The sequence below is a fragment of the Ilumatobacteraceae bacterium genome, from assembly GCA_033344875.1.
Lineage (GTDB): Bacteria > Actinomycetota > Acidimicrobiia > Acidimicrobiales > Ilumatobacteraceae > Ilumatobacter.
The window spans coordinates 4,795,923-4,818,418 of record JAWPMO010000001.1 but is presented as its reverse complement, the minus strand read 5'-3'; the positions used below and the strand labels follow the sequence as shown (position 1 = coordinate 4,818,418).

Genomic DNA, 22,496 nt, shown 5'->3' with positions numbered 1-22,496 from the left:
TCCCTTGCGGAGTGCGAGTGAGGTGCGTTCGTCACGGTGTTGTCTAGAGACGGCTCTTGAGTTGGTCGACGCGAGTGCGGACACTGCCGTCGATGACGGTGTCGCCCACGGTGGCGACGAGGCCGCCCAGGACGGAGGGGTCGACGATGACCTTCAGGCTCACCTGCTTGCCGGTGGCGTTGGCCAGCGCAGCCTTGAGGCGATCCTGCTGATCGTCGGTCAGTGCCACGGCGCTTCGCACCTCGGCAACCGACAGGTCCTTCGAACTGGCCGCACGGGCGACCAGCTTGTTGATGATGGCGGGCAGGTCACGACCGCGGCCGGAGCCGACGACCATCGACACCAGCTGCGACGTGGTCGACGTCGCCTTGCCGCCGAGGAGATCCTCGACGATCGCCTGCCGCTTGGCGGCCGGCACCTGCTCGTCGGTGAGTGCGTTGCGGAGCTCGTCGCTTGACTCGAACGAACGGGCGAAGCGGAACAGCTCGTCTTCGACCTCGTCGATCGTGCCTTCGGCGCGGGCGACCTCGAACAGGGCCCTGGCGTATCCGTCGATGCGTGCGTCGGACATCAGCTCGCTCCTACTCGTGAGATGAACGATTCGATCAGGTCCTGCTGCGTCGCATCGTCGATGACGCCCGACGACAGCAGTTGCTCGGTGGCCGAGTGCGACAACCGGGTGATCTCGGCCCGGAGTTCGTCGTTGACCCGGCCGGATGCCGACGCGATGTCGGCAGCTGCACGAGCCTCGAGCTCGGCGACCTCCTGCTCGAGTCGGGCCCGGCCGTCGACCAGCACGGCCTCGGCTTGGGCGTCGGCATCGGCGAAGAGGCGCTGACGCTCGGCATCGATGTCGCCGGCGGCCTGGCGGATACCCGCCGCTTCGGCCTCGGCTTCTGCCTTGGCCGCCGCCGATTCGTCGAGATCGCTCTGAATGCTCTCGCTGCGCTCGGCCATCGCCTTCTTGACGGCCGGACCGGCGAACTTGAACAGCGCACCGAAGATCAGCAACGAGGCGATCGAGCCGTAGATCAGCTCGGCCTGCTCGGGCCACAACCAGTGGATCGAACGTGCCGGATCGACGTCTTCGGCGGCGAAGAGATTGGCGAGGATCATGAGGCGACTCCTGCGGTCATCGACTGCTCGACAGCGGAGCGGACCGCGTCGGGGTCGGGTGTCTTGCCCGTGGCCAACTCGATCGTGCGGGCCGTCACGTCGGTCGCCGCTGTGGTGATGTCGCCACGGACGGCCTCACGAGCGGCCTCGGCCTCTGCGGCCGCTGCCTCACGCTTGGCGGCGATCGCCGCGTTGACCTCGGCGAGCCGTGCCTGGCGCTCGGTCTCGAGCGTGTGGCGTGCCGCGTCGACCCGTTCGTTCGCCTCGGCCTTGACCGTGGCGAGCGCCGATTCGTACTCGGACACTTCGGCCCGGGCGGCCGCACGGGCGTTGTCGGCCTGCTCGTGACCGGCTCGGATGTGCGCGTAGCGCGCATCCATGCCCTTCTTGAGCCGCGGGAAGAGGAAGAAGCGCATGAGCAGCGCCAGCACGATGAACGAGCCGGCTCCCCATGCGAGTTCTTTGACCTCGGGCGCGATCGGGCTCGGCCCCTCTTCGCAGGGGTAGTTGCCCGATGAACCTTCTTCGAGTGGGAACTCGCAGTCGACTTCGGTGTGTTCGCCTTCGCCTTCTTCGGCGGCGACGAACTTCACCTCGATCTGTGAGCCCCGGGTGACGACGGCAGTCAGCACGTCAACTCCTTGTGGGAGAAGTGGATACGAATAATGCGGTGTTCGGAATCGATCAGAGACCGATGAGGATGAACACCACGAAGCCGATCAGGGCGAGCGCCTCGGTGAAGGCGATGCCGAGGAACATCGTGGTGCGGACCATGCCGGCCGCTTCGGGCTGACGGGCCATGGCCTCGACCGACTTACCGACGAGGTAGCCGATGCCGATGCCGGGGCCGATGGCCGCGAGGCCGTAGGCGAAGCCGGCGGACCCGGCCGCAGCCGCAGCCTTGGCTTCGTCACCGGTGAGGGCTGCGAGGATGCTGAATGCTTCCATGTTGGGGTTGATCTCCTGTTGCTGTCTTGGTTGGGAGAGAGTGAGTACTGCTGATCAGTGCTCGGGGTGTGCTGCACCGCCGATGTACACGGCAGCGAGAATGGTGAAGATGTAGGCCTGCAGGAAGCCGACGAGAACTTCGAATGCCGTGATGAACATCAGCATGAAGAAGGGCAGGATGCCGACCGGCTTGAGGATCCAGCTGTCGCCCTGCACGAGCTCCTCGGTGAGCAGTGCGAACGTCACGAGCAGGATGTGCCCGGCGAGCATGTTGGCGAAGAGTCGAACCGTCAACGAGAACGGGCGGACGAGGAACGTCGAGATGAACTCGATCGGGATCACGAGGATGTACAACGGCCCCGGCACGCCCGGCGGCATGAGCGAGTTCTTGATGTAGCCGATGCCCTGGTGCTTGAAGCCGACGCCGATGAAGATGACCCAGACGAGCAGCGAGAGGAACAGCGGGATCGCGATGCGAGCCGTCGCCGGCATGTAGATGATCGGGATGATGCCGGGCACGTTCACCAGATAGATGAAGGCGAACAGGCTCAGCATGAACGGAGTCCAGCCGAGGCCGTCCTTGCCCATGGTCGGCAGGATGATCTGGTTCTCGATGAACTCGACGATCGTCTCGGCCAGGTTGCGCACGCCCTTCGGCGCCTTCATGCCGTCCTGGTTCGATGCCAGGAGGAAGATCACGATCGAGATCAGCGCCGCGAAGACGGAGATCAGCGCGACCTTGTTGAGACCGATGGGGTCGATGAGGTCCCTCCAGCGGAGGATCTCGTTGATCGGCGGGAATTCGAGTGCGAGCACGTTGTTGTTCCGTTCAGTTCTTCCGAATGGTGTTACGGGCGGGCAGGCTTGAGGCCAGGGTGGGCAAGGGAGATCGCGACGTACTTCAGCTCCCAGAGCAGAAGTCCGAGGTGCGTCACAATGATGGTCGTTCCGAGTGCCGGAAGCGAAATCCAACCGGCATCCTTCACGAGGAGTACGGCCAGCATGATGAGCCCGAGGCGAATCAGGTAGCCGAACAGGGTGGCTCCCATCATCAGACCGAGCGAGATCTTGGCGGTGTACGAGATCAGCGCTGCCGACAACGCGAAGTTGACGAGCACGAGCCCGATCGCGAAGGCGGCGGACCATGCGCCGGCCGAGCCCCAGATGAGGGCGCAGACACCGATCATGACCGGAGCGACGACGAGGCCGCGCTTGATCATGTCGGCGGAGACCTGGATCTCGACGGGCTCACCGTCGAGTTGCGTCACCATCGCTGACGTCTCGGCGTTCACGCTGCATCCTCGATCGGAGCGGGCGATCGTCCGGCGAGCCGGGTGGCCTCGTGACGTTCCATGGTGGCGTCGTACACGAATTTCATCCGCACGAACGCCCCGATGGCCGCGAAGAGGACCAACGTGATCGTGAACACCGGGAACAACCCGAGCCAGCGGTCGATCAGTGCGCCCAGGCCGAGGAACACGAGCACCGTCAACGCCAGGTCCATGCCGCGACCGAGCGAGTCGTCGCTGCTGGGCGCGATGCGGTCGCTGGCGCGACCGGAGCGGAGGGCGGAGAGGAGCGGCTTCATGAGGCGGAGGGTTCCCAGCTTCGCACACGGCGGCATCGGGAGTTTGTGAACGCAGGCACAAACTAGTCCGCGTCGACGTCCAGTGGCAACTCCTGCCGACCGCGATTCTCGGATTCCTCGTTTTTCGGCATGTTCGGGCCGAGCGGACCGCGCTCGGTCGCTCGCTCGCCGGCGCTCCCCGGCGTCGAATCACCCGACGAGTCCGCCTCGCCGTCCGGTGTTCCCGGACCGTCGAGATCGTCACCGATCGCTCCGTCGCCGGGGCCCGGGCGGGAGATCTCGCCGGTGGCATCGGACTCACGACGCTCGGGACGCGAGGGGTCGACCTGCTCGGAGGCGGGACGCTCGAGGGCGGCCTCGACCTCCATCGCCCGCTTGCGTCGCACGCTCGGGTGCAGCACCGTGAACAGCACGATCGCCAGGGCACCCATCCCGAACGGCAGGTAGCGCGGGTTGTCGTCGGTCAGCACCGGGTACAGCACGAAGCCCGACAGCAGCGCGGTCCAGGTCCACAGGATCAGGACGCTGCGGCGGTGCCCGTGGCCGAGGTTCATCAGCCGATGGTGCAGGTGCCCCTTGTCGGCGACGTCGAGCGCCTGCCGCTTCGACGCCCGGCGCACGATCGCGAACGTCGTGTCGAGGATCGGGACACCGAGGATCAGCAGCGGGATCACCAGCGGAGCGAAGAAGAAGAACGTCTGCCCGACGAACTGCTGCGTGTTCGGGTCGGCGCGGCCGCCGACGACGCTGGTCGACACCGCGAGCATGAGTCCGAGCAGGAAGGCACCGCTGTCGCCCATGAAGATCCGTGCCGGATTGAAGTTGTGCGGCAGGAACCCGATGCAGATCCCCGCCGTGATCATCGCGACCAACGGCCCGATGTTGCGGTCGGACAGCAACCCGAGATCGTTCAGGCGATTGGAGTACAGGAAGAACGACATCGACGCGATCGCCACGATGCCGGCGGCCAGCCCGTCGAGACCGTCGATCAGGTTGATCGCCTGCGTCATGCCGAGCAGCCACAGCACGGTGACGAGCGGCTTCCAGTCGTTCGACAACACCAGCACGTCGTAGAACGGCACCCGGAAGTAGTCGATCGTCACACCGAACCACGACAGCGCAGCGCCGGCGAGCACCACACCCGTGACCTTGCCCTGCGGGGCCATGTCGCGGACGTCGTCGAGCAGTCCGGTCGCGAAGACGATCAACGCGGCGATCAGTACACCGAGCGGTTCGGAGTTGCTCTCGAAGATCGGTGCGAACGCACCGATCGCCCAGGCGGTCAGCAATGCCGCGCAGAACCCGGCGAGCATCGCGAACCCGCCGACGTGCGGGATCGGCGACGTGTGGACCGAGCGTTCGTTGGGTGCCACCACCCAGCCCCGCTGGCTCGCGGCCGCCCGCACGAGCGGCGTCGTGGCGAACGTGACGACCGCGGCGACGACGCCGATCAGGAGGAAGTCACCGAAGCCGGGCGTCACGAGCGGCCAGGTTACGCGGTCGTGGTCGTCGGGGAGGTCAGCAGCCGTTGGGGTAGGCGGGGAACTGGGCGCACAGGTCGGCGACGTCGGCCCGAACCGACTGCAGCGCCGCCTCGTCGTCGCGGTCGCGCAGCGCCCGCGCGATCAGCGAGGCGATGACGGGCATCTCCGACTCGGTCATGCCCTGGGTGGTGACCGACGGGGTGCCGATCCGGACGCCGCTGGTGACGAATGGGCTGCGCGGATCGTCGGGCACCGTGTTCTTGTTGAGCGTGATGCCGGCCTCGTCGAGCTTCGCCTGCGCGACCTTGCCGGTGAGTTCGGCATCGAACGGTTGCAGGTCGACGACCATCAGGTGGTTGTCGGTACCGCCGGAGACGAGCCGGAAGCCCTCCCCCGCCAACGCCTCGGCCAGCGCCGACGCGTTCGCGACGACCTGGTGGGCGTACTCAGAGAAGCTCGGCTGCGACGCCTCGTAGAACGCGATCGCCTTGCCGGCGATCGCGTGCTCGAGCGGGCCGCCCTGCCAACCCGGGAACACGGCCTTGTCGATCGCCTTGGCGTACTCCTCCTTGGACAGGATGCAGCCGCCGCGCGGACCCCGGAGGGTCTTGTGGGTGGTGAACGTCACGATGTCGGCGTACGGCACCGGGTTCGGGTGGGCGCCACCGGCGACCAGGCCGGCGAGGTGCGCGATGTCGAACATCAACAGCGCACCGACCTCGTCGGCAATCGCCTTGAACGGCTCGGGATCGAGGCGGCGCGGGTAGCTCGTCGTGCCGGCCACGATCATCTTGGGACGGTGCTCGTGGGCGAGCGCTCGCACCGATTCCATGTCGATGCGCTCCTCGCCGCCGACTCCGTACGAGACGAAGTGGTAGAGCAGGCCGCTCGCGTTGACCGGCGATCCGTGCGTGAGGTGGCCGCCGTGATCGAGGCTGAGGCCGAGCACGGTGTCACCCGGCTCGAGCAACGCCTGGTAGACGCACATGTTCGCATTGGCCCCGGAGTGCGGCTGCACGTTGGCGTGCTCGGCGCCGAACAGCGCCTTGACCCGCTCGATCGCGAGCGACTCGATGTCGTCGACCAGCGCGTTGCCGCCGTAGTAACGCTTACCGGGATATCCCTCGGCGTACTTGTTGGTCAGCACCGAACCGGTCGCCCGCATCACGGCCGGCGAGGTGAAGTTCTCGCTGGCGATCAGCTGGAGGCCGGTCGTCTGACGCTCGACCTCGAGCGCGATCAGGCGTTCGACCTCGGTGTCGGGATGAGTGTCGGAATGGAACGGCATGGCTTCTCCTGGATGGAAATCGCGAGTTGTGCCTGGCACAACTCGTGATGGTCAGAACTGGGATTCGAGCTGGGTGATCTGGTCGACGCGGCGGGCATGGCGACCGCCCTCGAAGTCGGTGGTGAGGAACAGGTCGACGATCTCCTCGGCGAGACCGACGCCGACGACGCGTGCCCCGATCGACAGCACGTTGGCGTCGTTGTGCTCACGGGCCATCCGGGCGGTGTACAGGCAGTTGCACAGGGCCGCGCGAACGCCGCGCACCTTGTTGGCGGCGAGCTGCTCGCCCTGACCGCTGCCACCGAGCACGATCCCGACATCAGCGTCGCCGTCTCGCACCTTGCGGCCGGCGGCGGCGCAGAACTCGGGGTAGTCGACGCTCTCGGTCGAATCGGTCCCGCAGTCGACGATCTCGTGACCCGCCGCCGACAGCCGGTCGATCAGGTGCTGCTTGAGCTCGTAGCCGGCGTGGTCGGATCCGAAGGCGATGCGCGTCACGGACGCCGAGTGTACGAGCGGGCACCGAACCGATTCGAATGGCTTGACGAATCGTCAGGACGCGCGGTCAGGGGGTTTCGACCTCCTGGCCGCTCAACGTGCCCTGATCGGGACAGGAAACGGCGAGGTATTCACTGGTCAGCGGGGTCTGCACGTCGGTGACCAGACTCGGGTCCTGGCCGAACGGCACACGTTGCTGTGCGAACGAGTTCGCCGCGTCGTCGATCAGCGCCCACACGTCGTCGGGCAGGTCGACGACGAACTCGGGTGTCGTCGGGTCACGTTGTGTGAGCCCGGCGAGCCAGGCCTGCTCGATCGTCACGATCACGTCGTCATCGGCACCGACGTCGCTCAACGCCGCGCGGGCGGCCTGCAGACGACGGGCGAACGGCCCGAGGAACTCATCGGCGACCAGATCGGCCTCCGACGCCAGTTCGTCGGGCCAGTTCTCGACGAGCTGTTCGTAGGCCGCCGTGACCGTCGGGGCGGCGGCGACCTCCAACGACGCCAGCTGGTCCGGAGGCCCCGACCCGAACGCGGCGGTGACGGCGACGACTTGGAACGAGCCGGCGAACCGACTCCACGCCGAACAGAACACGTCGTCGCTGTCGAGCCCCGGGACGCCCACCTCGTCGATGTCGACGACCGTCACCGGCGGCGTCGTGACCAGGCTCACCGGCGCCGAGCCGTCGTCGGACGTCTCCGCGCCGTCGCCGCCCACCCCGTCGCTCGCACCGGATGACGGCGACGATGTCGGCGACGTCTTTGGCGGCGACGCCGGCGCGGTCGCCGGGGACCCGTTCGAGGTGTCGACGCCGGAGGCGGTCGGAGCGGTCAGCTCGTCGCTGCGCGAGCATCCGCTCGCGGCGGCGACCACGCACACGACGAGTGCGGCCAGACGGACCGGTGATCGGGGGATGTTCACCACTCCATGGTCGCATGCCGCGCGCGAAGCTGATCGGCATGCCCCATGATTCCTCCGAGATGCCGCGGGTGATCCTCGACTGCGATCCCGGTCACGACGACGTGATCGCGATCGTCGTCGCCGCCCACTGCACCGACCTGGCCGGCATCACCACCGTGGCCGGCAACGCGCCGCTCGATCGCACCACGTACAACGCCTGTGTCGTTCGCGACGCCTTGGGTCTGGACACCACCGTCCACTCGGGCGCAGATCGCCCCTTGGTGGCCGAACCCAAGTTCGCCGGCTTCGTGCACGGCGAGAGCGGGCTCGACGGTGCCGAACTGCCCGTCCCGTCGCGAGGCGCCGACGGCGTCGACGCCGTCGGGTTCATCATCGACACGTGTCGTGCCCGGCCGGGAACCTGGCTGGCGCCGACGGGCCCGCTCACCAACATCGCGTTGGCGATGCGATCCGCACCCGACCTCGTCGACCACATCGCCGGGATCTCGCTGATGGGTGGCGGCACGTTCGGGAACCGGACGCCGCTCGCCGAGTTCAACATCTGGGCCGACCCCGACGCGGCGGCGATCGTGTTCGGGAGCGGCGCCGACATCACGATGGCCGGGCTCGACGTGACCCATCAGTTCCTCATCACGCCCGACCGCATCGATCAGGTCGCGGCCATGGGAGCGCCGTTCACCGATCTGATCACCGACCTGTTCCGCTTCTTCTCGAAGAACTACATCAGCCGACACGACGTGATCCGCGGCGCGGCGCTCCACGACCCACTCGCCGTCATGGCGCTGACCCACCCCCAGCTCTTCGAGTCGGTCGACCGGCACGTCGTCGTCGAGACGACCGGTCGCCACACGACCGGGATGACGGCGATCGACCGTCGTGACATCAGCGACCGGGAACCGCCCAACGTCCGTGTGCTCGAACACGTCGACGACGCGGCGGCATGGCAGGTGGTGCTCGACGCATTGGCGGCGGCCGGCGACCGGTCCGCGCCGCGCCGACACGAACAGCTCGACGGCTGATCGAGCGTCGGCGGTGAGGCGTTAGCGTCGCCGACGTGACCGACTCATTCCCCCGTCAGTACGCACGCACACAACGGCTCACCCTGGGCGAGCCACGGGACCTCACCGTCACCCGGGACGGTTCGCGTGTCATCTTCGCCCGTTCTCGGGGCGGCGCCGATCCCGTCAACTGCCTGTGGAGCGCCGACCCGACGACCGGGGCCGAGTCACTGCTCGTCGACCCGGCCGCGGCCATGTCCGAGATCGCCGTCGACGACGTCGACCTCCCGCCCGAGGAGCGCGCCCGGCGCGAGCGCATGCGTGAGGGCGCCGGCGGCATCACCGGCTACGCGATCGACCGCGACGGCGCCAGGGTCACGTTCTCGCTCGCCGGTCAACTCTTCCTCGCCGATCTCGCCGACGGGGGCGCGGCGACCACCCGACACCTCGACGTGCCCGGCCCGGTCTTCGACCCGCACCTCTCCCCCGATGGCGACCGCATCGCCTACGTGCGCGGTCGCGAGCTCTGGGTGACCGACCTCGATGCCGTCGCGTCCCGTCTCACCGGCCCGGCCGAGGGGGAACCCGACACGGTCAGCTGGGGCAGCGCCGATTTCGTGGCCGCCGAGGAGATGAACCGTTACCGGGGGTTCTGGTGGAGCCCCGACGGCGCGACGATCGCGACCTGCCGCGTCGACGACGCCCCGGTGCAGGTCTGGCACATCTCCAATCCGGCCGAACCGGGCTCGGTGCCGAACGCGGTGCGGTATCCGGCTGCGGGCACCCCGAACCCCGAGGTCAGCCTCCACCTGTGCCCGGTCGACGGCGGCGACCCGATCGAGGTCGAATGGGACCGCACCGCGTTCGAGTACCTCGCCAAGGTCGACTGGAACACGCACGGCCTCGCCATCACCGTGCTCTCGCGTGATCAGCACGATCTCGAGGTCCGCACGGTCGAGCCATCGACCGGGGCGACGGCGGTCGCGTTCACCGACCACGACGACGCGTGGGTCGAACTCGTCCCCGGCACCTGCTCACTGATCGCCGACGGCACCGCGGTGATGTGCGCCGAACGCGACGGCGCCCGCCGACTCCTGATCGGCGACCGGACGGTTTCACCGAGCGACGTCCAGATTCGGGCGGTCGTCGACGCCACCGCCGACCGGGTCGTCGCCACCGGCAACCCGCTCGACGACGCGTCGGTCCAGCACGTGTACCGCTGGACCTCGGGTGACGGCTTCGAGGCGATCACCGACGGGCTCGGGGTCCATGCCGCGGCGGTGGGCGGCGAGACCGTCGTGCTGCGCTCGGCGACCGCCGACGAGCCCGGCGCCCGGTGGCGACTGCCCGGCGGCGGCACCCTCGCCTCACACGCCGAACGGCCCCTCGTCCGACCCAACGTGCGCGTGATGGCGCACACCGCCTCGACGCCGACCACCGCCGTGCTGCTCCCCCACGACCACGACGGCTCGCCGCTCCCCGTGCTCCTCGACCCGTACGGCGGCCCGCACGCGCAGCGCGTGGTCCGGTCCCACAACGCGTTCTGCGCATCGCAGTGGTTCGCCGACCAGGGTTTCGCCGTGGTGGTCGCCGACGGACGCGGCACGCCAGGACGCGGCACCGACTACGAGCGTGCCGTGCTGCACGACCTCGCCACCGGCGTGCTCGACGACCAGGTGACCGCGCTGCACGCCGCGGCGGAGCGACACCCCGAACTCGATCTCGATCGGGTCGCGATCCGCGGGTGGAGTTTCGGTGGCTATCTCTCGGCCCTCGCCGTGCTCGAACGACCCGAAGTGTTCCACGCCGCCGTCGCCGGCGCCCCGGTCACCGAGTGGCGCCTCTACGACACCTGTTACACCGAGCGCTACCTCGGCGATCCGAACGAACGGCCCGATGTTTACGACGCGAACTCGCTGCTCCCGCTCGCTCCGAAACTCGATCGGCCGCTGTTGTTGATCCACGGTCTCGCCGACGACAACGTCGTCGCTGCACACACGCTGCAGCTCTCGCAGGCGCTCCTCGCGGCGGGTCGTCCGCACGAGGTCCTGCCACTGGTCGGCGTCACGCACATGACGCCGCAGGAGATCGTGGCCGAGAACCTGCTGCTCCACCAGCTCGACTTCCTGCGTCGGTCGTTCGGCGAGGCCCGCGGCAACTAGGTTCGGTCGCATGAACGACCGCCTGCACGAGCTGTACCGCGGCGTCGCCGTCCACGCGAACGCCGATCTCGAGCACACCGCGGCACTCGAACTCCTGGCGCTCGTCATGGCGGCCGACCGCGTCCTCGACCAGTCGGAGATCGATGCGATCAAGGACATCTCCGACGACTGGCGCGACGGCGACTTCACGTTCGACAAGTACCTCGGACCGGCCATCGTCCGAGCGCAGGACGCGATCACCAAGGACGAGGTCGTCGAACTGATCGACGACATCGATGCCCGGATCAGCAGTCGGGTGCTCCGGCGTGCGCTGTTCTCGGCGGCTCGCGAGGTCGCCGGCATCGACGACGAGGTATCGCCCGAGGAGGGATCGATTCTCGCCGAGATCGCCGTCCGCTTCGCCTGAGCCGGTCCCGGCTCAGCTCCGCACACTTCACGCGACCTCTCGCGACGTACGTCTGGTGCGGCGAGAACGGGTTCGCTACTGCTGCCTTGTCGGGACGGAGCCTGAGCGCCGCGTAGCACCGCAACACCACGCGACCGCGCTGTGAGCCACACCTGGTGTGGCGGGAACGTCTCGGCGAATGGCGCTGTGTAGGCGCAGCGTTGGCTTCAGCGGCCGTCGGTGAGTTGGCGACCGAAGGCCCGGAGACGTTCGATCGACTCCTCGGGCACCTCGGCACGACGGCTCGCCAATGCTGCCTTGATCCTCCGATACGTCTCGGCCTCGAGCCCGCACCGACGGCACAGTTCGAGATGTTGCGAGAGCATCGCGGCGTCGACGTCGTCGCTGAGTTCGTCGTCGAGGAACCGCTGCAGCAGCCGACCGACCTCCGGGCACGTCATCGGCTCGCCCGGTCGGAGATCGGGCCACCGGCCGAACGTCAGTCGTCGCATCGTCGAGCGGATCATGACTGCCTCCCTGTGACCATGTCGTCGTGCGTCGGAGCGACACCGGTGCGTCGGAGCTGACCCCGGATCTTCTTGCGGGCGCGATGCAGCCGGCTCATCACCGTGCCGATCGGAACGCCGAGCACCTCGGCCGCCTCGGCGTACGCCAACCCGTTCAGGTCGACGAGCTCGATCACCTCGGCGAACGGTTCGGACAGCGTCGCCAACGCCGCTTCGAGGTCGGCGTCGAACTCGAGGTCGACGAACCGGTCGGGCCGCGTCGCCTCCTCGGTCTCGGGTGACTGCCCCAGCCGTTCGAGCTGTGTGTCCGGATCCCGGAGCAATTCGGGGCGCCGACGACGGTTGCGGTTGATGTGCGTGTTGCGAAGGATCGTGAGCAACCACGCCCTCGGGAATCGGCCGTCGAACCGGTCGATCGCCTTGTACGCCCTGACCAGCGAGTCCTGCACCAGATCCTCGGCGTCGGCTCGGTTGCGCGTCAACGACTGGGCCACCCGCATCATCACCTCGACCTCGGGCAGCACGTACTGCTCGAAGGCGGCGTCTCCCTCGCGGCTCACCGAGGCGCACTCCAGCACTGCGGTGGGCACGTCTCACCGGCGGCTGCCACGGTCGTCAGCACCGGTCGCATGGTTCCAGCTTCGCATGCGCACGGAACCCCGACACGACACGCCGGTATTCCGCGTCGCCGTCGCCGGCTCGCGGTTCGGTCACGCCGCGACCACGATGATCACGGCGAGCACCAGCCCCGCACCGGTGAAGATGATCGCGCCCATGCCGACGACGCGCGCCGCGCTCGGGTGGATCGGCGACGCACCGGCCCGCAACGGACCGTGCAGGTCGTCGTAGTGACGTGCGCTCCACACGAGGAGCACCGCCCCGAACACGACCTGCGCGATGCCGATCGCCGCCATGGACGGATGCAACTCGCCGGCTGCGTACCTCGCCATGAGCACGCCGGCGACCATCGAAGCGATCGCTGTCCGCTCCCAGGCGAGCGCGGTTCGTTCGTGCTGGAGACCGGGGTCGAAGACGGTGGTGGGCCGGTCACCGTTCATGATGCGTCGACGGTCACGAGACGTCGGCCGCGAAGAGCACGGCTGCGGCCACGGCCACGACGGCGACCCCGACGGCCATCAGCATCGGCAACCGCGACGGCGGGAGCGGCTCGTCGAGCCGCATCGCCCGCTCGTTGAGCGCCCATCGCCGATAGGCGCTCGCGGCGGTGAGGAAGCTGAGGGCCAACAAGCCGATCCCGAGGAACTCCTCGCCCGGGAAGTCGTCGAGAATCGTCACCGCACCGAGCCCGCCTGCGGCCAGCGCGAGCGCCGTCCGGATCCACGCCAGGAACGTGCGCTCGTTGGCGAGCGAGAAGCGGTAGTCCGGATCGTCACCGACCGACCGGGGGTCTCCCGGGAACAGCTCCCGTCTCACGGCGCGGCCGTCGCTGCGAGCGTTGCCACGAACCGATCGTTCTCGTCGGCCGACCCGATGGTCACACGGAGACCCTCGCCACCGAACGGGCGCACGACCACACCCTGCCGCTCGAGCGCGAGCGCGATCTCGTCGGTGCGCTCGCCGGTGGCCAGCCAGACGAAGTTGCCCTGATGGTTCGGGAACGTCCAACCGGCGGCGGCGAGCTCGACCTCGACCCGGGCGCGCTCGGCCAAGATCGACGAGACCCGACCACGGATCTCGTCGTCGAGTTCGAGTGCGGCGAGCGCAGCTGCCTGGGCGAGGGCGTTGACGGTGAACGGCAACATCGTCGTGTCGATCGTCGCGATCACGTCGGGGTGACCGATGGCGTATCCGACCCGCAGCCCGGCGAGACCATGCGCCTTCGAGAACGTGCGGGTGACCAGGACGTTCGGGAAGTCGGGCAGCAGGTCCGCGATCGGGTCGCCGAAGCCGGGGTCGAGGAACTCGCGATACGCCTCGTCGATGCACACGATCGTGCCCGTCGGGACGCGCTCGATCAGCCCGCGCAGTTCGGCGGTGGTGGCGGCGACACCGGTCGGGTTGTTCGGCGTCGCGATCACGACGAGCTTGGTGCGATCGGTGACCGCACCGACCACCGCGTCGACGTCGAGTCCGAGGTCGGATGCGAGCGGCACCTGCACCGACGTGCCGCCCATCAGCTGCGTGAACACCGGGTACACCTCGAACGACCGCCACGGATACACGACCTCGTCGCCCGGGTCGACGTAGCTGAAGAACAGCTGCTGGAGGATGCCCGACGACCCGGAACCGACGGTCACCATCGACGCATCGACGCCGAGCCGTCGCGCGATCGCTTCGCGCACCGCGGTCGCCCGATGGTCGGCGTAGCGGTTGACACCGACCGCGGCCTCGCACACGGCGGCGACGATCGGGTCGAGCGGCGCCGTCGGATTCTCGTTCGACGCCAACTTGATGGCGTGCGTGATGCCGTGTTCGGCTTCGGCCTGCGCAGCACCCTTGCCCGGTCGATAGGCCGGAAGGTCTGCCACCACCGAGCGGGGACGTCCGATCTGCTGAGAGCTCACCTCACGGACCGTAGCGCCCGGTCAGGGCAAGCCTTCGAACAGGACGCCGTCGGCTTCGAGGAGGTCGAGTTCGGCGCCGGTGTAGCCGACCTCGGCGAGCACCTCGCGGTTGTGTTCGCCGTGGAGCGGGGCGTGACGGCGGACCTGGTCGGCGGTCGCCGTGACGCCGGTGAGCGGCGGGGTGATCCGATAGCTGCCGGCGTGCGGATGCTCGACCACCGGGAGGTCATCGATCAGATCGTCGAGCGACGCGACCTCGGCGATCGGCAGGCCGGCCGGGCGGAGCACCTCGAGCCATTCGGCCGTGGTCCGCTGCGCCAGGATGGCGGCGACCTCCTGGTACAGCGACGGGCCGTTCTCGATTCGGGATCGACGAGTCGCCACCCGCGGATCGGAGATCAGGTCCTCACGCCCACCGAGCCGGAACAGCGTCTCGTAGTGGTGCTGGTCGTACGGCAGGACGCTGATCATCCCATCGGCGGTCGGGTGCGGGCGGCGGTCCGGGTTGAGGATTCGCGGGTACCCGGCGGGCCCTTGCGCCGGCTCCAGCACGGCACCGACACCGTGCTCGACCAGCAGGTAGGCGCGCATCACCTCGGTCATCGCGACGGTGATGTCGGATCCCTCGCCGGTGCGGCCGCGCTTGACGAGCGCTGCGAGCACCGTGTTGGCGATCACGAGGCCGGCGGACTTGTCGGCGATCAGGGTCGGGATCAGGACCTCGGGCAGGCCGATCCGTCGGTTGAGGTCGACCACGCCGGTGGCTGCCTGGATCACATCGTCGTACGCCGGGGCGTCGGCCAGTTCGTGATCAACCGGATAGCCGGCCGCCGCGCAGAAGACGATGTCGGACCGGAAGGCGCGGAGCCGCTCGTACGTCAGGCCCGCCCGCGACCTCGACCCGGGTCGCAGGTTGGTGACGACCACGTCGGCGGTCGCGACCAGCCGACCGAGCGCCTCGTACCCGGCCGGGGACTTGATGTCGAGGCCGACGCTGCGCTTGTTCCGCAACAGGTTCATCGCGACCCCCGAGAGCTCGCGGTGCGCACCGGCGCCCATCGATCGGTTGGTGTCGCCACGTCGATCCTCGATCGCGATCACCTCCGCACCTTGATCGGCCAGGATCTGCGTCGCGACCGGCCCCATCACCACCGACGTGAGGTCGATGACTCGGATGCCGTCCAACGGAAGCTGCACGGCGAGCAACCTAGTGCGCGGTCACGGCTCGTCGACCCGTCGGATCGTGATGTCGCCGGACACGGTTCGCAGTCCGACGCGGACGACTCTGCGTGATTCGGTGGAGCTGCTCCGCGACGGCTTCGGCAGGTGGGTCCTGCCACTGAGGGTCGTCAGGTCGGGCTCGACGCGGATCCCGGGTGGCAGCCCGACGACCACATCGCCGGAGATCGATTTCACGGTGATGTTCGACCCGCCACACCGACCGATCCGCACGTCACCCGACGCGCTGCCGATCTCGACGTCGTCGTCGGCTGCGGCGACGCGAACGTCGCCCGACGCGGTGCTGACCATCAGACGCCCACCCACGTGGCCCAGTTCGACATCGCCGGATGCGGTGTTGCACGACGTGGCGGCGACGACCGCCGTCGCCGACGCGTCGCCGGACGCGGTGTCGATGTCGAGTCGCGCTGCGGATCCGACGCGGACGTCACCGGAGGCCGACTTGATCCGCGTCGCTCCGAATTCGCCGGACAGCGCGACATCGGCCGATGCGGATCTGACGTCGACGTCGGTGCCGACCGGCACCTCGACCAACACGCGGGTCGACCGGGAACGCCACCCGCCCCGTGCCGACTCGACCGACACGGAGTCGCCGAGTTGGGCGATGTCCCAACGGTCGACGTCGGGTCCGTCGAGCGCGACCACGATGCGACCAGGGGCACCGGCGCGGATCTCGACCGATCCCGTCCGGATCTCGACGGCGATCGCGGCGCGATCGCCGACGCTGAACTCCTCGCGGCGATTCATGCCGACAGGCTCACAGGTCGAACCCCTCGGTCACGTGACGCCCCCGCGCGTCGGGCTTGTTCGCCCGCTTGCTGAGCGCGTCGACGACCCACCCGTTGACCGAACCGCCGTCGGTGCTGGCCGCTTCTTCGATCAGGTTCTTGAGCGAGGGAGGCAGGCGCAACGTGATCCGCGCATCGAACTCCTCGGCGGTCGCCTCGAGCCGGCCCTGGGAGGATCGTGCGGCGACGCGGAGGCTCGGGTCGCCGTCGACCACGACGACATCGATGTCGCGGTCGTCGAGTTGCGCCGCGACCTCGACCGCGGCCTGTTGCGCCAGTTCGAGCGCGGCGATCCGCAGCGCCGGGCCGAGCGCCTCGGTCAGCCAGACCACCGCGTCGTCGATCGCCGCATCGCCACCCGCCAGCGATCGCTGGCTCTCGAGCGAGGCGCGAAGCCCGTTGAGGATCGGTTGGACCTGCATCAGCGGTCCCGGCGCAGGCGGCTCGTGCCGGCGCGGCGACGCGTCCGCGTCCGGCCGGCGTCCCGGTCGCGTCGCAACCGTTCGACCCGTTGGTCGTGCAGGACTCTGAGCAGATCGGGATGACTCTCGTACATGGTGTCTCGTCCTCGTCGTGACCACTCGTTGGACCGGCCCGTGCCGAACCCCGAATGATGTCGTAGTGATGTCATCATGATGTCATAGCGACATCATCGATGTCAACCCCCTCCGGCCCGGTACCGGTCGGCGCCGACTGGTACCGTCGAATCCATGCAGACCGCCATCACCGAGATGTTCGGCATCGACGTACCGATCGTGGCGTTCACGCACTGTCGCGACGTGGTCGCCGCCGTGTCGAAGGCAGGCGGGCTGGGGGTGCTCGGCGCCGTCGGCCACAGCGATCGACAGCTCGAGATCGACCTCGAATGGATCGAGGACGAGATCGGTGACCGCCCCTACGGCGTCGACCTGATCGTGCCGGCCAAGTACGCCGGCTCCGACGAGGGCGGCATCAAGCTGAGCGACCTCGTGGCGATGATCCCGAACGAGCACCGGGCGTTCGTCGACGACATCCTCGCGAGGTACGACGTCCCCGACCTCCCCGACGACGCAGGGGCCGGGGGTCTCGTCGGGGGCGGCGGCGACAACGCCCCGTTCTCCGCCGATCGGGCCGACGTGCAGCTCGAGATCGCGCTCGCGCACCGACCCTGCCTGATCGTCAACGCGCTCGGACCGCCGCCGGCCCACATGATCGAACGCGTGCGGGCCGAGGGTCGCCTCGTCGGCGCGCTCGCCGGCGCCGCACAGCACGCCGAACGGCACGTCAACGCAGGCGTCGACGTGATCATCGCCCAGGGCTCCGAGGCGGGCGGCCACACCGGCGAGATCGGCACGATGGTCCTGATCCCCGAGATCGTCGACGCCGTCGGCGACACCCCGGTCCTCGGCGCCGGCGGGATCGGCCGCGGACGCCAGATGGCCGCCGCGATGGCGCTGGGCGCCCAAGGTGTCTGGTGCGGATCGGTGTGGCTCACCACCGAAGAAGCCGAGACCCACCCGGCGGTCAAGGAGAAGTTCCTCCACGCGACCTCCGCCGACACGATCCGCTCACGGTCGCGCACCGGCAAGCATGCACGCCAGTTGAAGACCGCCTGGACCGAGGAGTGGGACCGTCCCGACACGCCCGACCCCCTCGGGATGCCGCTCCAACCGATCCTGATCGACCGGGCCATCCGCCGGATCGACCGGGCCGCACACCACGAGGGCAGCGGAGCGAACCAACTCGCGAACTACTTCGTCGGGCAGATCGTCGGCAACATGAACGAGTCGAAGTCGGCCACGCGCGTGGTGTACGACATGATCGAGGAGTTCATCGAGTCGGTCGAACGGCTCAACACCCAGATGAACGGCTGATCGCCGTTCAACCGCCGGTCAGCAGCAACCCGAGCTGTCGCGAGCGAGCGATCACGCGACCGGTCGAGTCCCAGAGCGTGCCGGTCTCGACCATGCGGCCGTCGATGAGATCGTCGCACTCGAACCTCGCCTGACACCACCCCGCTGCGGGGCGACGGCGGGCATGGACGGTCAGCTCGATCGTCGGCACCCAGCCCACGCGACCGAACTTCGCGAACAGCGACGGCGGGAACGCATCGGAGAAGAGCGGCAGTGTCATCGTCGACGGCGGCGATCCGTCCGCCAGGCGGATCCACCCCTCCATGACCGCATCGGCGGATGCGCCGGCGATCGCTCGCTCCGGTGCGATCCGCACGTCGACGCGACTCGCGATCGGCAACTCGACGCCCTGCAGCAGCTCGGTGCGGTCGACGCAGCGTTCGGGCGGTGGGATCGCCGGCGGCCCCACCTCGATCGTGGGGGCACCCTCGTCGCCGTCGGCATCGGCCGGCCCCTCGAGATCACCGAAGACGGCGTTGACGACCAGACGGTCCCGACCGGCCTGGTGGAGCCTGCCCGTGGCGACCGACACGCTCCGGCCGGCCCGCACGAGGCTCGCCTCGACACGTCCGACTCCCCCACCCTGCACCGGCCGGAGGAAATGCGTGGTGACCGAGATGGGGTCAGGGTGCCCGCCGATCTCGCGGGCCGCTCGGAGCACCGGCGAGAGGGCGTACCCGCCATTGGCGCTGTCGCCGATGTTCCAGTCGGTCGACAGCTCGGTCGCCCAGACGCCGTCGCCCTCCGGCGTCACCGCGGTCTCGAGCACGAAGTCCCCCATCCCCGCATCGTGCCAGGCGCGCCCGTTCGCGAACGGTGATCGTCAGGCTCGGATGGAGCGGACGACGAGTTCGAGGGCGCCGTCGATCGCGTGCTGCAGGTCGAGGCCGCTGTCGCTCTGGACGTCGGGCTGGTGGAAGAACATGCCGGTCCCGGCGAGGACGCCCGCGACGACCGCCGGCTCGACCGGGCGGAACTCCCCTGCGGCCACACCGTCGGCGACGAGCTGCTCCGTCACCGCCATCACGAACCCGTAGTGGCGATCGAACAGCCGTCGGGCGGCGGCCTCGTCGGCGAGGTCCTCGCCGAACACGTGGGTGAGGCGCTGCAGCTCGACCCCGCCGAGGAAGTACGCGGTGATCTGATCCGCATACGACCGAGTCGTGTCGATCGCATCGAGGGCATCACGCCCGACGCGATGCAGGAACCGGTCGAGCACGATGAGGACCAGCTCGTCCTTCGACGGGGCGACCTCGTACAGGGTCCGTCGCGAACAGCCGACGTGCGCCGCCAACTCGCGGACGCTGAACCCGGAGAACCCGTCACGCAAGAACAGCGACTCGAGGTCGTCGAGCACCTCGCGGTGGCGAGGCCCGAGTTCGGCCTCGGCCCGCTGCGACAGCAGCGGTCGCGGGCGGCGGCGCGCTGCGACCGATCCGGGTACCGACATGTGCAGAACCGTACCCGCACCGGCTTCACCGTCGACGGTAGATCAGGTCGGTGACCGCTCGGCCGGCAGCGAGGCCCTTGCGCTCGTAGCGCGTCTCGGGACGCCACACCGGCCGATCGACCACACCGCCGACGAAGTCGTCTCGGACCTCCATCAGGCGCTGGACCTGCAGGGCGTAGTCGACGATGTCGGTTGCGATGTGCACGGTGCCGCCGGACGCGAGCAGCGCACCGAACAGGTCGAAGTTCGGCCCGCTCGCCAACCGACGGTTCCGGTGACGCGCCTTGTGCCACGGGTCGGGGAAGTAGATCCGGATCCCGTCGAGCGAGGCGGGCGCGAGCCGCTCGGCGAACTGGAGCGCGTCACCGTGCACGAGCCGGACGTTGTCGAGCCGCATCGACTCGATCCGAGCCAACGTCGACGCGATGCCGGGTGTGTGCACATCGACACCGATGACATCGGTGTCGGGTTCGGCGGCGGCCGCCGTCGTCACCGAATCGCCGTGGCCGATCCCGATGTCGAGGATCAGTGGTGCCGCTCGCCCGAACTCGACGATCGGATCGAACCGCTCGCCCTCGACGTCGAGGCAGAGCGACGGTCGCAACCGTTCGAACAGTTCAGCCCGTGCCGGCGTCAGCTGACGGCGACGGGGCTTGAAGGTCCGGACTCGGTGGGCCGGTCGCGGGTCCGACCCCACCGGCTACTCGCCGTACTCGTGCTCGAGCGCCGGGTAGACGCCCGACTCGACGTCGGCGCGGAACTCCTGCGCCGCTGCGAGCAGGGTGTCGGCGATCTGGGCGTACTGCTTCACGAACCGCGGGATCCGGCCGCGGGTGAACCCGGCCCAGTCGCTCCAGACCAACAGCTGTCCGTCGCACTCGGGGCCGGCACCGACGGAGATCGTGGGGATCGCGAGTTCTTGGGTGACCTGTCCGGCGATCGCCGACGGCACCATCTCGAGGACCACCGCGAACGCGCCGGCGTCCTCGACCGCATGGGCATCGGCCAGCAACTGCTCGGCGCCGTCGTCACCGCGCCCCTGGATGATGTGCCCACCGAGGCCGTGCTCACTCTGCGGGGTGAAGCCGATGTGGCCCATCACCGGGATACCGGCCCGGACCACCCGCTTGATCTGCTTGGCGCTGCGGACGCCACCTTCGAGCTTGACCGCGTGCGATCCGGTCTCCTTCATGAAACGGATCGCCGTGGCGAGCGCCTCGTCGGGCCCGTTCTCGTACGAACCGAACGGCATGTCGGCGATCACGAACGCCCGGCTCGCACCGCGGACGACCGCTCGGGTCAACGGAATCAGTTCGTCGAGTGTGACCGGGATCGTGGTGTCGTACCCGAACACGGTGTTGCCGGCGGAGTCGCCGACCAGCAGGAAGTCGATCCCCGCCTCGTCGAAGATCGCCGCCGACAGGAAGTCGTAGCTCGTCAGGCCGGTGATCTTGATGCCCTGTTCCTTGGCACGTTGAAAATGACGGGTCCGAACTCGTTTCAAGGCGGGGTTGCTGTCGGCACCGCCGCCGTAGGGTCGCTGTTCGTCGCTCACATGTCCACCGTAGGCCGCGCGAGGTGGGCCGCGGCCACTCGCGAATGCCACGATGGCGTGATGTTCGACACCTCGCGACTCGGCCCGCTCTACGAGGACTTCACGGTGGGCGCCACGCTGCCGCCGCTCCCGGCGATCACACTGACCGATGCGGACAACGCGGTCTACCGGGCGATCACCGGCGACCAGCACGCACTCGCCTCCGACGCCGCCGCATACCGTGCCGCCTCCGGATCGACCGGACGGTTGGCCAACCCGGCGCTCGTGATGCAGTACTCGATCGGTCAGACGACCATGGCCACGCGTCAGGCGATCGCGAACCTGTACTACCGCTCGGTTCGAGTGCTCCGGCCCGTCGAGCTCGGTCAGACGCTCCGCACGACGACCACCGTGCTCGGTCTCAAGGACTCGGCACCGAAGGGCGACCAGTTCCGCGGCAAGGTCTGGCTCGGCATCACGTCGGAGACCGACGACGGGCCGGTCGTCGAGTACGAACGGTGTGCGCTCGTGCGTGGCCGTGGGCCCGGACAGCCGGGTCATGCCGATGCGATTCCGGGGCCGTCCGATCCGACACCGCTCGCCGATCTCGCTGACGGTGTGCCCGACTGGGACCTCGCCGGATCGATCTCGACCGACTGGGCGGTCGACGAGACCCGAGTCGATCCCCTGCGCGACCACGTCGACCTCGCAGCGCCGCTGGCCCGGCTGACGTTCAACCAGGCCGCGGTGCATCGCGACCACACGACGACGGCCGACGGCCGTCGTCTCGTGTACGGCGGTCACGTGCAGGGCTTGGCGCAAGCCTCCCTCACGAGGATGCTCCCCGGGCTGGCGAGCGTGCAGGGCTGGGACGGGTGTGATCACATCGGGCCCGCGTACGAGGGTGACCTGATCGAGTTCCGCCATCGCCTCGTGGAGCAGACCGACGTCGGCGCGGGCCGGCTGATGCGCTTCGAGGTGATCGGCACCAAGGTCGCGGACGGTGACCCGGTCGACATCCTCAGGTGGACACCGATCGTCTGGGGTGTCTGACCCGACGCCACCGACAGATCAGGGGAACCAGACGCCTCCTCGCCACGTCAAACCGATGACGAGTTCGTAAGGTTGACCCGGAGAGGATTGGTGGCG

General features: G+C 68.7%; 28 protein-coding genes. 5 read left to right on the top strand and 23 right to left on the bottom strand.

Features of this window, described 5'->3' with window-relative positions:
- Nucleotides 1–43 precede the first annotated feature (43 nt).
- The 11 genes from atpH to R8G01_22670 all read right to left on the bottom strand — a co-directional run bounded on the left by atpH (nucleotide 44) and on the right by R8G01_22670 (nucleotide 7,847).
- Nucleotides 44–571, bottom strand: a complete 528-nt coding sequence (atpH, locus tag R8G01_22720) for an ATP synthase F1 subunit delta (GenBank protein ID MDW3216821.1) — start codon at nucleotides 569–571, stop codon at nucleotides 44–46.
- Entirely contained in the window at nucleotides 571–1,116 is a 546-nt protein-coding gene (locus R8G01_22715) for a hypothetical protein (GenBank protein MDW3216820.1), read from the bottom strand. Before R8G01_22715 ends, atpH begins: the two co-directional genes overlap by 1 nt.
- Nucleotides 1,113–1,748: an ATP synthase F0 subunit B gene (locus tag R8G01_22710; GenBank protein MDW3216819.1), complete on the bottom strand. Its 636-nt coding sequence runs from the start codon at nucleotides 1,746–1,748 to the stop codon at nucleotides 1,113–1,115. Before R8G01_22710 ends, R8G01_22715 begins: the two co-directional genes overlap by 4 nt.
- 52 nt (nucleotides 1,749–1,800) lie before the next feature.
- Nucleotides 1,801–2,064, bottom strand: a complete 264-nt coding sequence (gene atpE, locus R8G01_22705; GenBank protein MDW3216818.1) for an ATP synthase F0 subunit C — start codon at nucleotides 2,062–2,064, stop codon at nucleotides 1,801–1,803.
- A 54-nt stretch (nucleotides 2,065–2,118) separates the two neighbouring features.
- Nucleotides 2,119–2,880, bottom strand: coding sequence for a F0F1 ATP synthase subunit A (gene atpB / locus R8G01_22700; GenBank protein MDW3216817.1), 762 nt, complete (start codon nucleotides 2,878–2,880; stop codon nucleotides 2,119–2,121).
- A gap of 32 nt (nucleotides 2,881–2,912) precedes the next feature.
- A complete protein-coding gene (locus R8G01_22695; GenBank protein ID MDW3216816.1) occupies nucleotides 2,913–3,356 on the bottom strand; it encodes an ATP synthase subunit I in 444 nt (147 codons plus the stop codon).
- Entirely contained in the window at nucleotides 3,353–3,652 is a 300-nt protein-coding gene (locus R8G01_22690) for an AtpZ/AtpI family protein (protein MDW3216815.1), read from the bottom strand. Before R8G01_22690 ends, R8G01_22695 begins: the two co-directional genes overlap by 4 nt.
- Before the next feature lie 62 nt (nucleotides 3,653–3,714).
- Nucleotides 3,715–5,133: an undecaprenyl/decaprenyl-phosphate alpha-N-acetylglucosaminyl 1-phosphate transferase gene (locus R8G01_22685; protein ID MDW3216814.1), complete on the bottom strand. Its 1,419-nt coding sequence runs from the start codon at nucleotides 5,131–5,133 to the stop codon at nucleotides 3,715–3,717.
- 37 nt (nucleotides 5,134–5,170) lie between these two features.
- Nucleotides 5,171–6,424, bottom strand: coding sequence for a serine hydroxymethyltransferase (glyA, locus tag R8G01_22680; protein ID MDW3216813.1), 1,254 nt, complete (start codon nucleotides 6,422–6,424; stop codon nucleotides 5,171–5,173).
- 51 nt (nucleotides 6,425–6,475) lie between these two features.
- Nucleotides 6,476–6,922, bottom strand: coding sequence for a ribose 5-phosphate isomerase B (gene rpiB, locus R8G01_22675; GenBank protein ID MDW3216812.1), 447 nt, complete (start codon nucleotides 6,920–6,922; stop codon nucleotides 6,476–6,478).
- A 67-nt stretch (nucleotides 6,923–6,989) separates the two neighbouring features.
- The gene (locus R8G01_22670; protein ID MDW3216811.1) at nucleotides 6,990–7,847 is read right to left on the bottom strand and encodes a hypothetical protein; all 858 of its coding nucleotides are present in this window, start codon (nucleotides 7,845–7,847) and stop codon (nucleotides 6,990–6,992) included.
- Nucleotides 7,848–7,885: 38 nt separating this feature from the next.
- Between R8G01_22670 and R8G01_22665 the strand changes: the two genes are divergently transcribed.
- Genes R8G01_22665 through R8G01_22655 form a run of 3 tightly spaced genes read left to right on the top strand, consistent with a single transcriptional unit; the run spans nucleotide 7,886 to nucleotide 11,413 of the window.
- The gene (locus R8G01_22665) at nucleotides 7,886–8,866 is read left to right on the top strand and encodes a nucleoside hydrolase (protein ID MDW3216810.1); all 981 of its coding nucleotides are present in this window, start codon (nucleotides 7,886–7,888) and stop codon (nucleotides 8,864–8,866) included.
- A gap of 35 nt (nucleotides 8,867–8,901) precedes the next feature.
- Nucleotides 8,902–11,007: a prolyl oligopeptidase family serine peptidase gene (locus R8G01_22660; protein ID MDW3216809.1), complete on the top strand. Its 2,106-nt coding sequence runs from the start codon at nucleotides 8,902–8,904 to the stop codon at nucleotides 11,005–11,007.
- Between the two features lie 10 nt (nucleotides 11,008–11,017).
- Nucleotides 11,018–11,413 (top strand): TerB family tellurite resistance protein, encoded by a 396-nt coding sequence (locus R8G01_22655; GenBank protein MDW3216808.1) that lies wholly within the window; start codon nucleotides 11,018–11,020, stop codon nucleotides 11,411–11,413.
- Nucleotides 11,414–11,619: 206 nt separating this feature from the next.
- On the opposite strand, the gene R8G01_22650 is transcribed toward R8G01_22655, so the two are convergent.
- The 8 genes from R8G01_22650 to R8G01_22615 all read right to left on the bottom strand — a co-directional run bounded on the left by R8G01_22650 (nucleotide 11,620) and on the right by R8G01_22615 (nucleotide 16,893).
- Nucleotides 11,620–11,919, bottom strand: a complete 300-nt coding sequence (locus R8G01_22650) for a zf-HC2 domain-containing protein (protein ID MDW3216807.1) — start codon at nucleotides 11,917–11,919, stop codon at nucleotides 11,620–11,622.
- Entirely contained in the window at nucleotides 11,916–12,479 is a 564-nt protein-coding gene (locus R8G01_22645) for a sigma-70 family RNA polymerase sigma factor (GenBank protein MDW3216806.1), read from the bottom strand. Before R8G01_22645 ends, R8G01_22650 begins: the two co-directional genes overlap by 4 nt.
- A gap of 150 nt (nucleotides 12,480–12,629) precedes the next feature.
- Entirely contained in the window at nucleotides 12,630–12,977 is a 348-nt protein-coding gene (locus R8G01_22640) for a DUF202 domain-containing protein (protein MDW3216805.1), read from the bottom strand.
- A gap of 13 nt (nucleotides 12,978–12,990) precedes the next feature.
- A complete protein-coding gene (locus tag R8G01_22635) occupies nucleotides 12,991–13,353 on the bottom strand; it encodes a DUF202 domain-containing protein (GenBank protein ID MDW3216804.1) in 363 nt (120 codons plus the stop codon).
- Nucleotides 13,350–14,444 carry a histidinol-phosphate transaminase gene (hisC, locus tag R8G01_22630; GenBank protein MDW3216803.1) on the bottom strand — a complete coding sequence of 365 codons (1,095 nt, stop codon included), beginning with the start codon at nucleotides 14,442–14,444 and terminating at the stop codon, nucleotides 13,350–13,352. The genes R8G01_22635 and hisC overlap by 4 nt, the downstream gene beginning before the upstream one ends.
- A gap of 21 nt (nucleotides 14,445–14,465) precedes the next feature.
- Entirely contained in the window at nucleotides 14,466–15,641 is a 1,176-nt protein-coding gene (locus R8G01_22625; protein ID MDW3216802.1) for a CoA transferase, read from the bottom strand.
- A 21-nt stretch (nucleotides 15,642–15,662) separates the two neighbouring features.
- Entirely contained in the window at nucleotides 15,663–16,430 is a 768-nt protein-coding gene (locus R8G01_22620) for a DUF4097 family beta strand repeat-containing protein (GenBank protein MDW3216801.1), read from the bottom strand.
- A gap of 10 nt (nucleotides 16,431–16,440) precedes the next feature.
- A complete protein-coding gene (locus R8G01_22615) occupies nucleotides 16,441–16,893 on the bottom strand; it encodes a DUF1778 domain-containing protein (GenBank protein MDW3216800.1) in 453 nt (150 codons plus the stop codon).
- 288 nt (nucleotides 16,894–17,181) lie between these two features.
- On the opposite strand from R8G01_22615, the gene R8G01_22610 reads away from it, so the two are divergent.
- A complete protein-coding gene (locus R8G01_22610) occupies nucleotides 17,182–18,324 on the top strand; it encodes a nitronate monooxygenase family protein (GenBank protein ID MDW3216799.1) in 1,143 nt (380 codons plus the stop codon).
- Nucleotides 18,325–18,331: 7 nt separating this feature from the next.
- Here R8G01_22610 and R8G01_22605 read toward each other — a convergent pair whose 3' ends face one another.
- Genes R8G01_22605 through panB form a run of 4 tightly spaced genes read right to left on the bottom strand, consistent with a single transcriptional unit; the run spans nucleotide 18,332 to nucleotide 21,368 of the window.
- Nucleotides 18,332–19,144 (bottom strand): thioesterase family protein, encoded by an 813-nt coding sequence (locus tag R8G01_22605; protein ID MDW3216798.1) that lies wholly within the window; start codon nucleotides 19,142–19,144, stop codon nucleotides 18,332–18,334.
- Nucleotides 19,145–19,186: 42 nt separating this feature from the next.
- Complete coding sequence (locus R8G01_22600) at nucleotides 19,187–19,813, bottom strand: TetR/AcrR family transcriptional regulator (protein MDW3216797.1); 627 nt, start codon at nucleotides 19,811–19,813, stop codon at nucleotides 19,187–19,189.
- A 25-nt stretch (nucleotides 19,814–19,838) separates the two neighbouring features.
- Nucleotides 19,839–20,510: a tRNA (guanosine(46)-N7)-methyltransferase TrmB gene (trmB, locus tag R8G01_22595; protein ID MDW3216796.1), complete on the bottom strand. Its 672-nt coding sequence runs from the start codon at nucleotides 20,508–20,510 to the stop codon at nucleotides 19,839–19,841.
- Between the two features lie 3 nt (nucleotides 20,511–20,513).
- Entirely contained in the window at nucleotides 20,514–21,368 is an 855-nt protein-coding gene (panB, locus tag R8G01_22590; GenBank protein MDW3216795.1) for a 3-methyl-2-oxobutanoate hydroxymethyltransferase, read from the bottom strand.
- A 60-nt stretch (nucleotides 21,369–21,428) separates the two neighbouring features.
- Here panB and R8G01_22585 point away from each other — a divergent pair, with 60 nt between their 5' ends.
- The gene (locus R8G01_22585) at nucleotides 21,429–22,400 is read left to right on the top strand and encodes a hypothetical protein (protein ID MDW3216794.1); all 972 of its coding nucleotides are present in this window, start codon (nucleotides 21,429–21,431) and stop codon (nucleotides 22,398–22,400) included.
- The last annotated feature ends 96 nt before the right edge of the window (nucleotides 22,401–22,496 follow it).

Coding starts and splice junctions, on each gene's coding strand:
- R8G01_22640 (MDW3216805.1), bottom strand. CDS start 12,977: ATGAACGGTGACCGGCCCACCACCGTCTTCGACCCCGGTCTCCAGCAC.
- atpH (MDW3216821.1), bottom strand. CDS start 571: ATGTCCGACGCACGCATCGACGGATACGCCAGGGCCCTGTTCGAGGTC.
- R8G01_22610 (MDW3216799.1), top strand. CDS start 17,182: ATGCAGACCGCCATCACCGAGATGTTCGGCATCGACGTACCGATCGTG.
- R8G01_22615 (MDW3216800.1), bottom strand. CDS start 16,893: ATGCAGGTCCAACCGATCCTCAACGGGCTTCGCGCCTCGCTCGAGAGC.
- glyA (MDW3216813.1), bottom strand. CDS start 6,424: ATGCCGTTCCATTCCGACACTCATCCCGACACCGAGGTCGAACGCCTG.
- R8G01_22665 (MDW3216810.1), top strand. CDS start 7,886: ATGCCCCATGATTCCTCCGAGATGCCGCGGGTGATCCTCGACTGCGAT.
- atpE (MDW3216818.1), bottom strand. CDS start 2,064: ATGGAAGCATTCAGCATCCTCGCAGCCCTCACCGGTGACGAAGCCAAG.
- R8G01_22605 (MDW3216798.1), bottom strand. CDS start 19,144: ATGGGGGACTTCGTGCTCGAGACCGCGGTGACGCCGGAGGGCGACGGC.
- R8G01_22715 (MDW3216820.1), bottom strand. CDS start 1,116: ATGATCCTCGCCAATCTCTTCGCCGCCGAAGACGTCGATCCGGCACGT.
- R8G01_22585 (MDW3216794.1), top strand. CDS start 21,429: ATGTTCGACACCTCGCGACTCGGCCCGCTCTACGAGGACTTCACGGTG.
- R8G01_22600 (MDW3216797.1), bottom strand. CDS start 19,813: ATGTCGGTACCCGGATCGGTCGCAGCGCGCCGCCGCCCGCGACCGCTG.
- R8G01_22620 (MDW3216801.1), bottom strand. CDS start 16,430: ATGAATCGCCGCGAGGAGTTCAGCGTCGGCGATCGCGCCGCGATCGCC.
- R8G01_22650 (MDW3216807.1), bottom strand. CDS start 11,919: ATGATCCGCTCGACGATGCGACGACTGACGTTCGGCCGGTGGCCCGAT.
- R8G01_22690 (MDW3216815.1), bottom strand. CDS start 3,652: ATGAAGCCGCTCCTCTCCGCCCTCCGCTCCGGTCGCGCCAGCGACCGC.
- R8G01_22655 (MDW3216808.1), top strand. CDS start 11,018: ATGAACGACCGCCTGCACGAGCTGTACCGCGGCGTCGCCGTCCACGCG.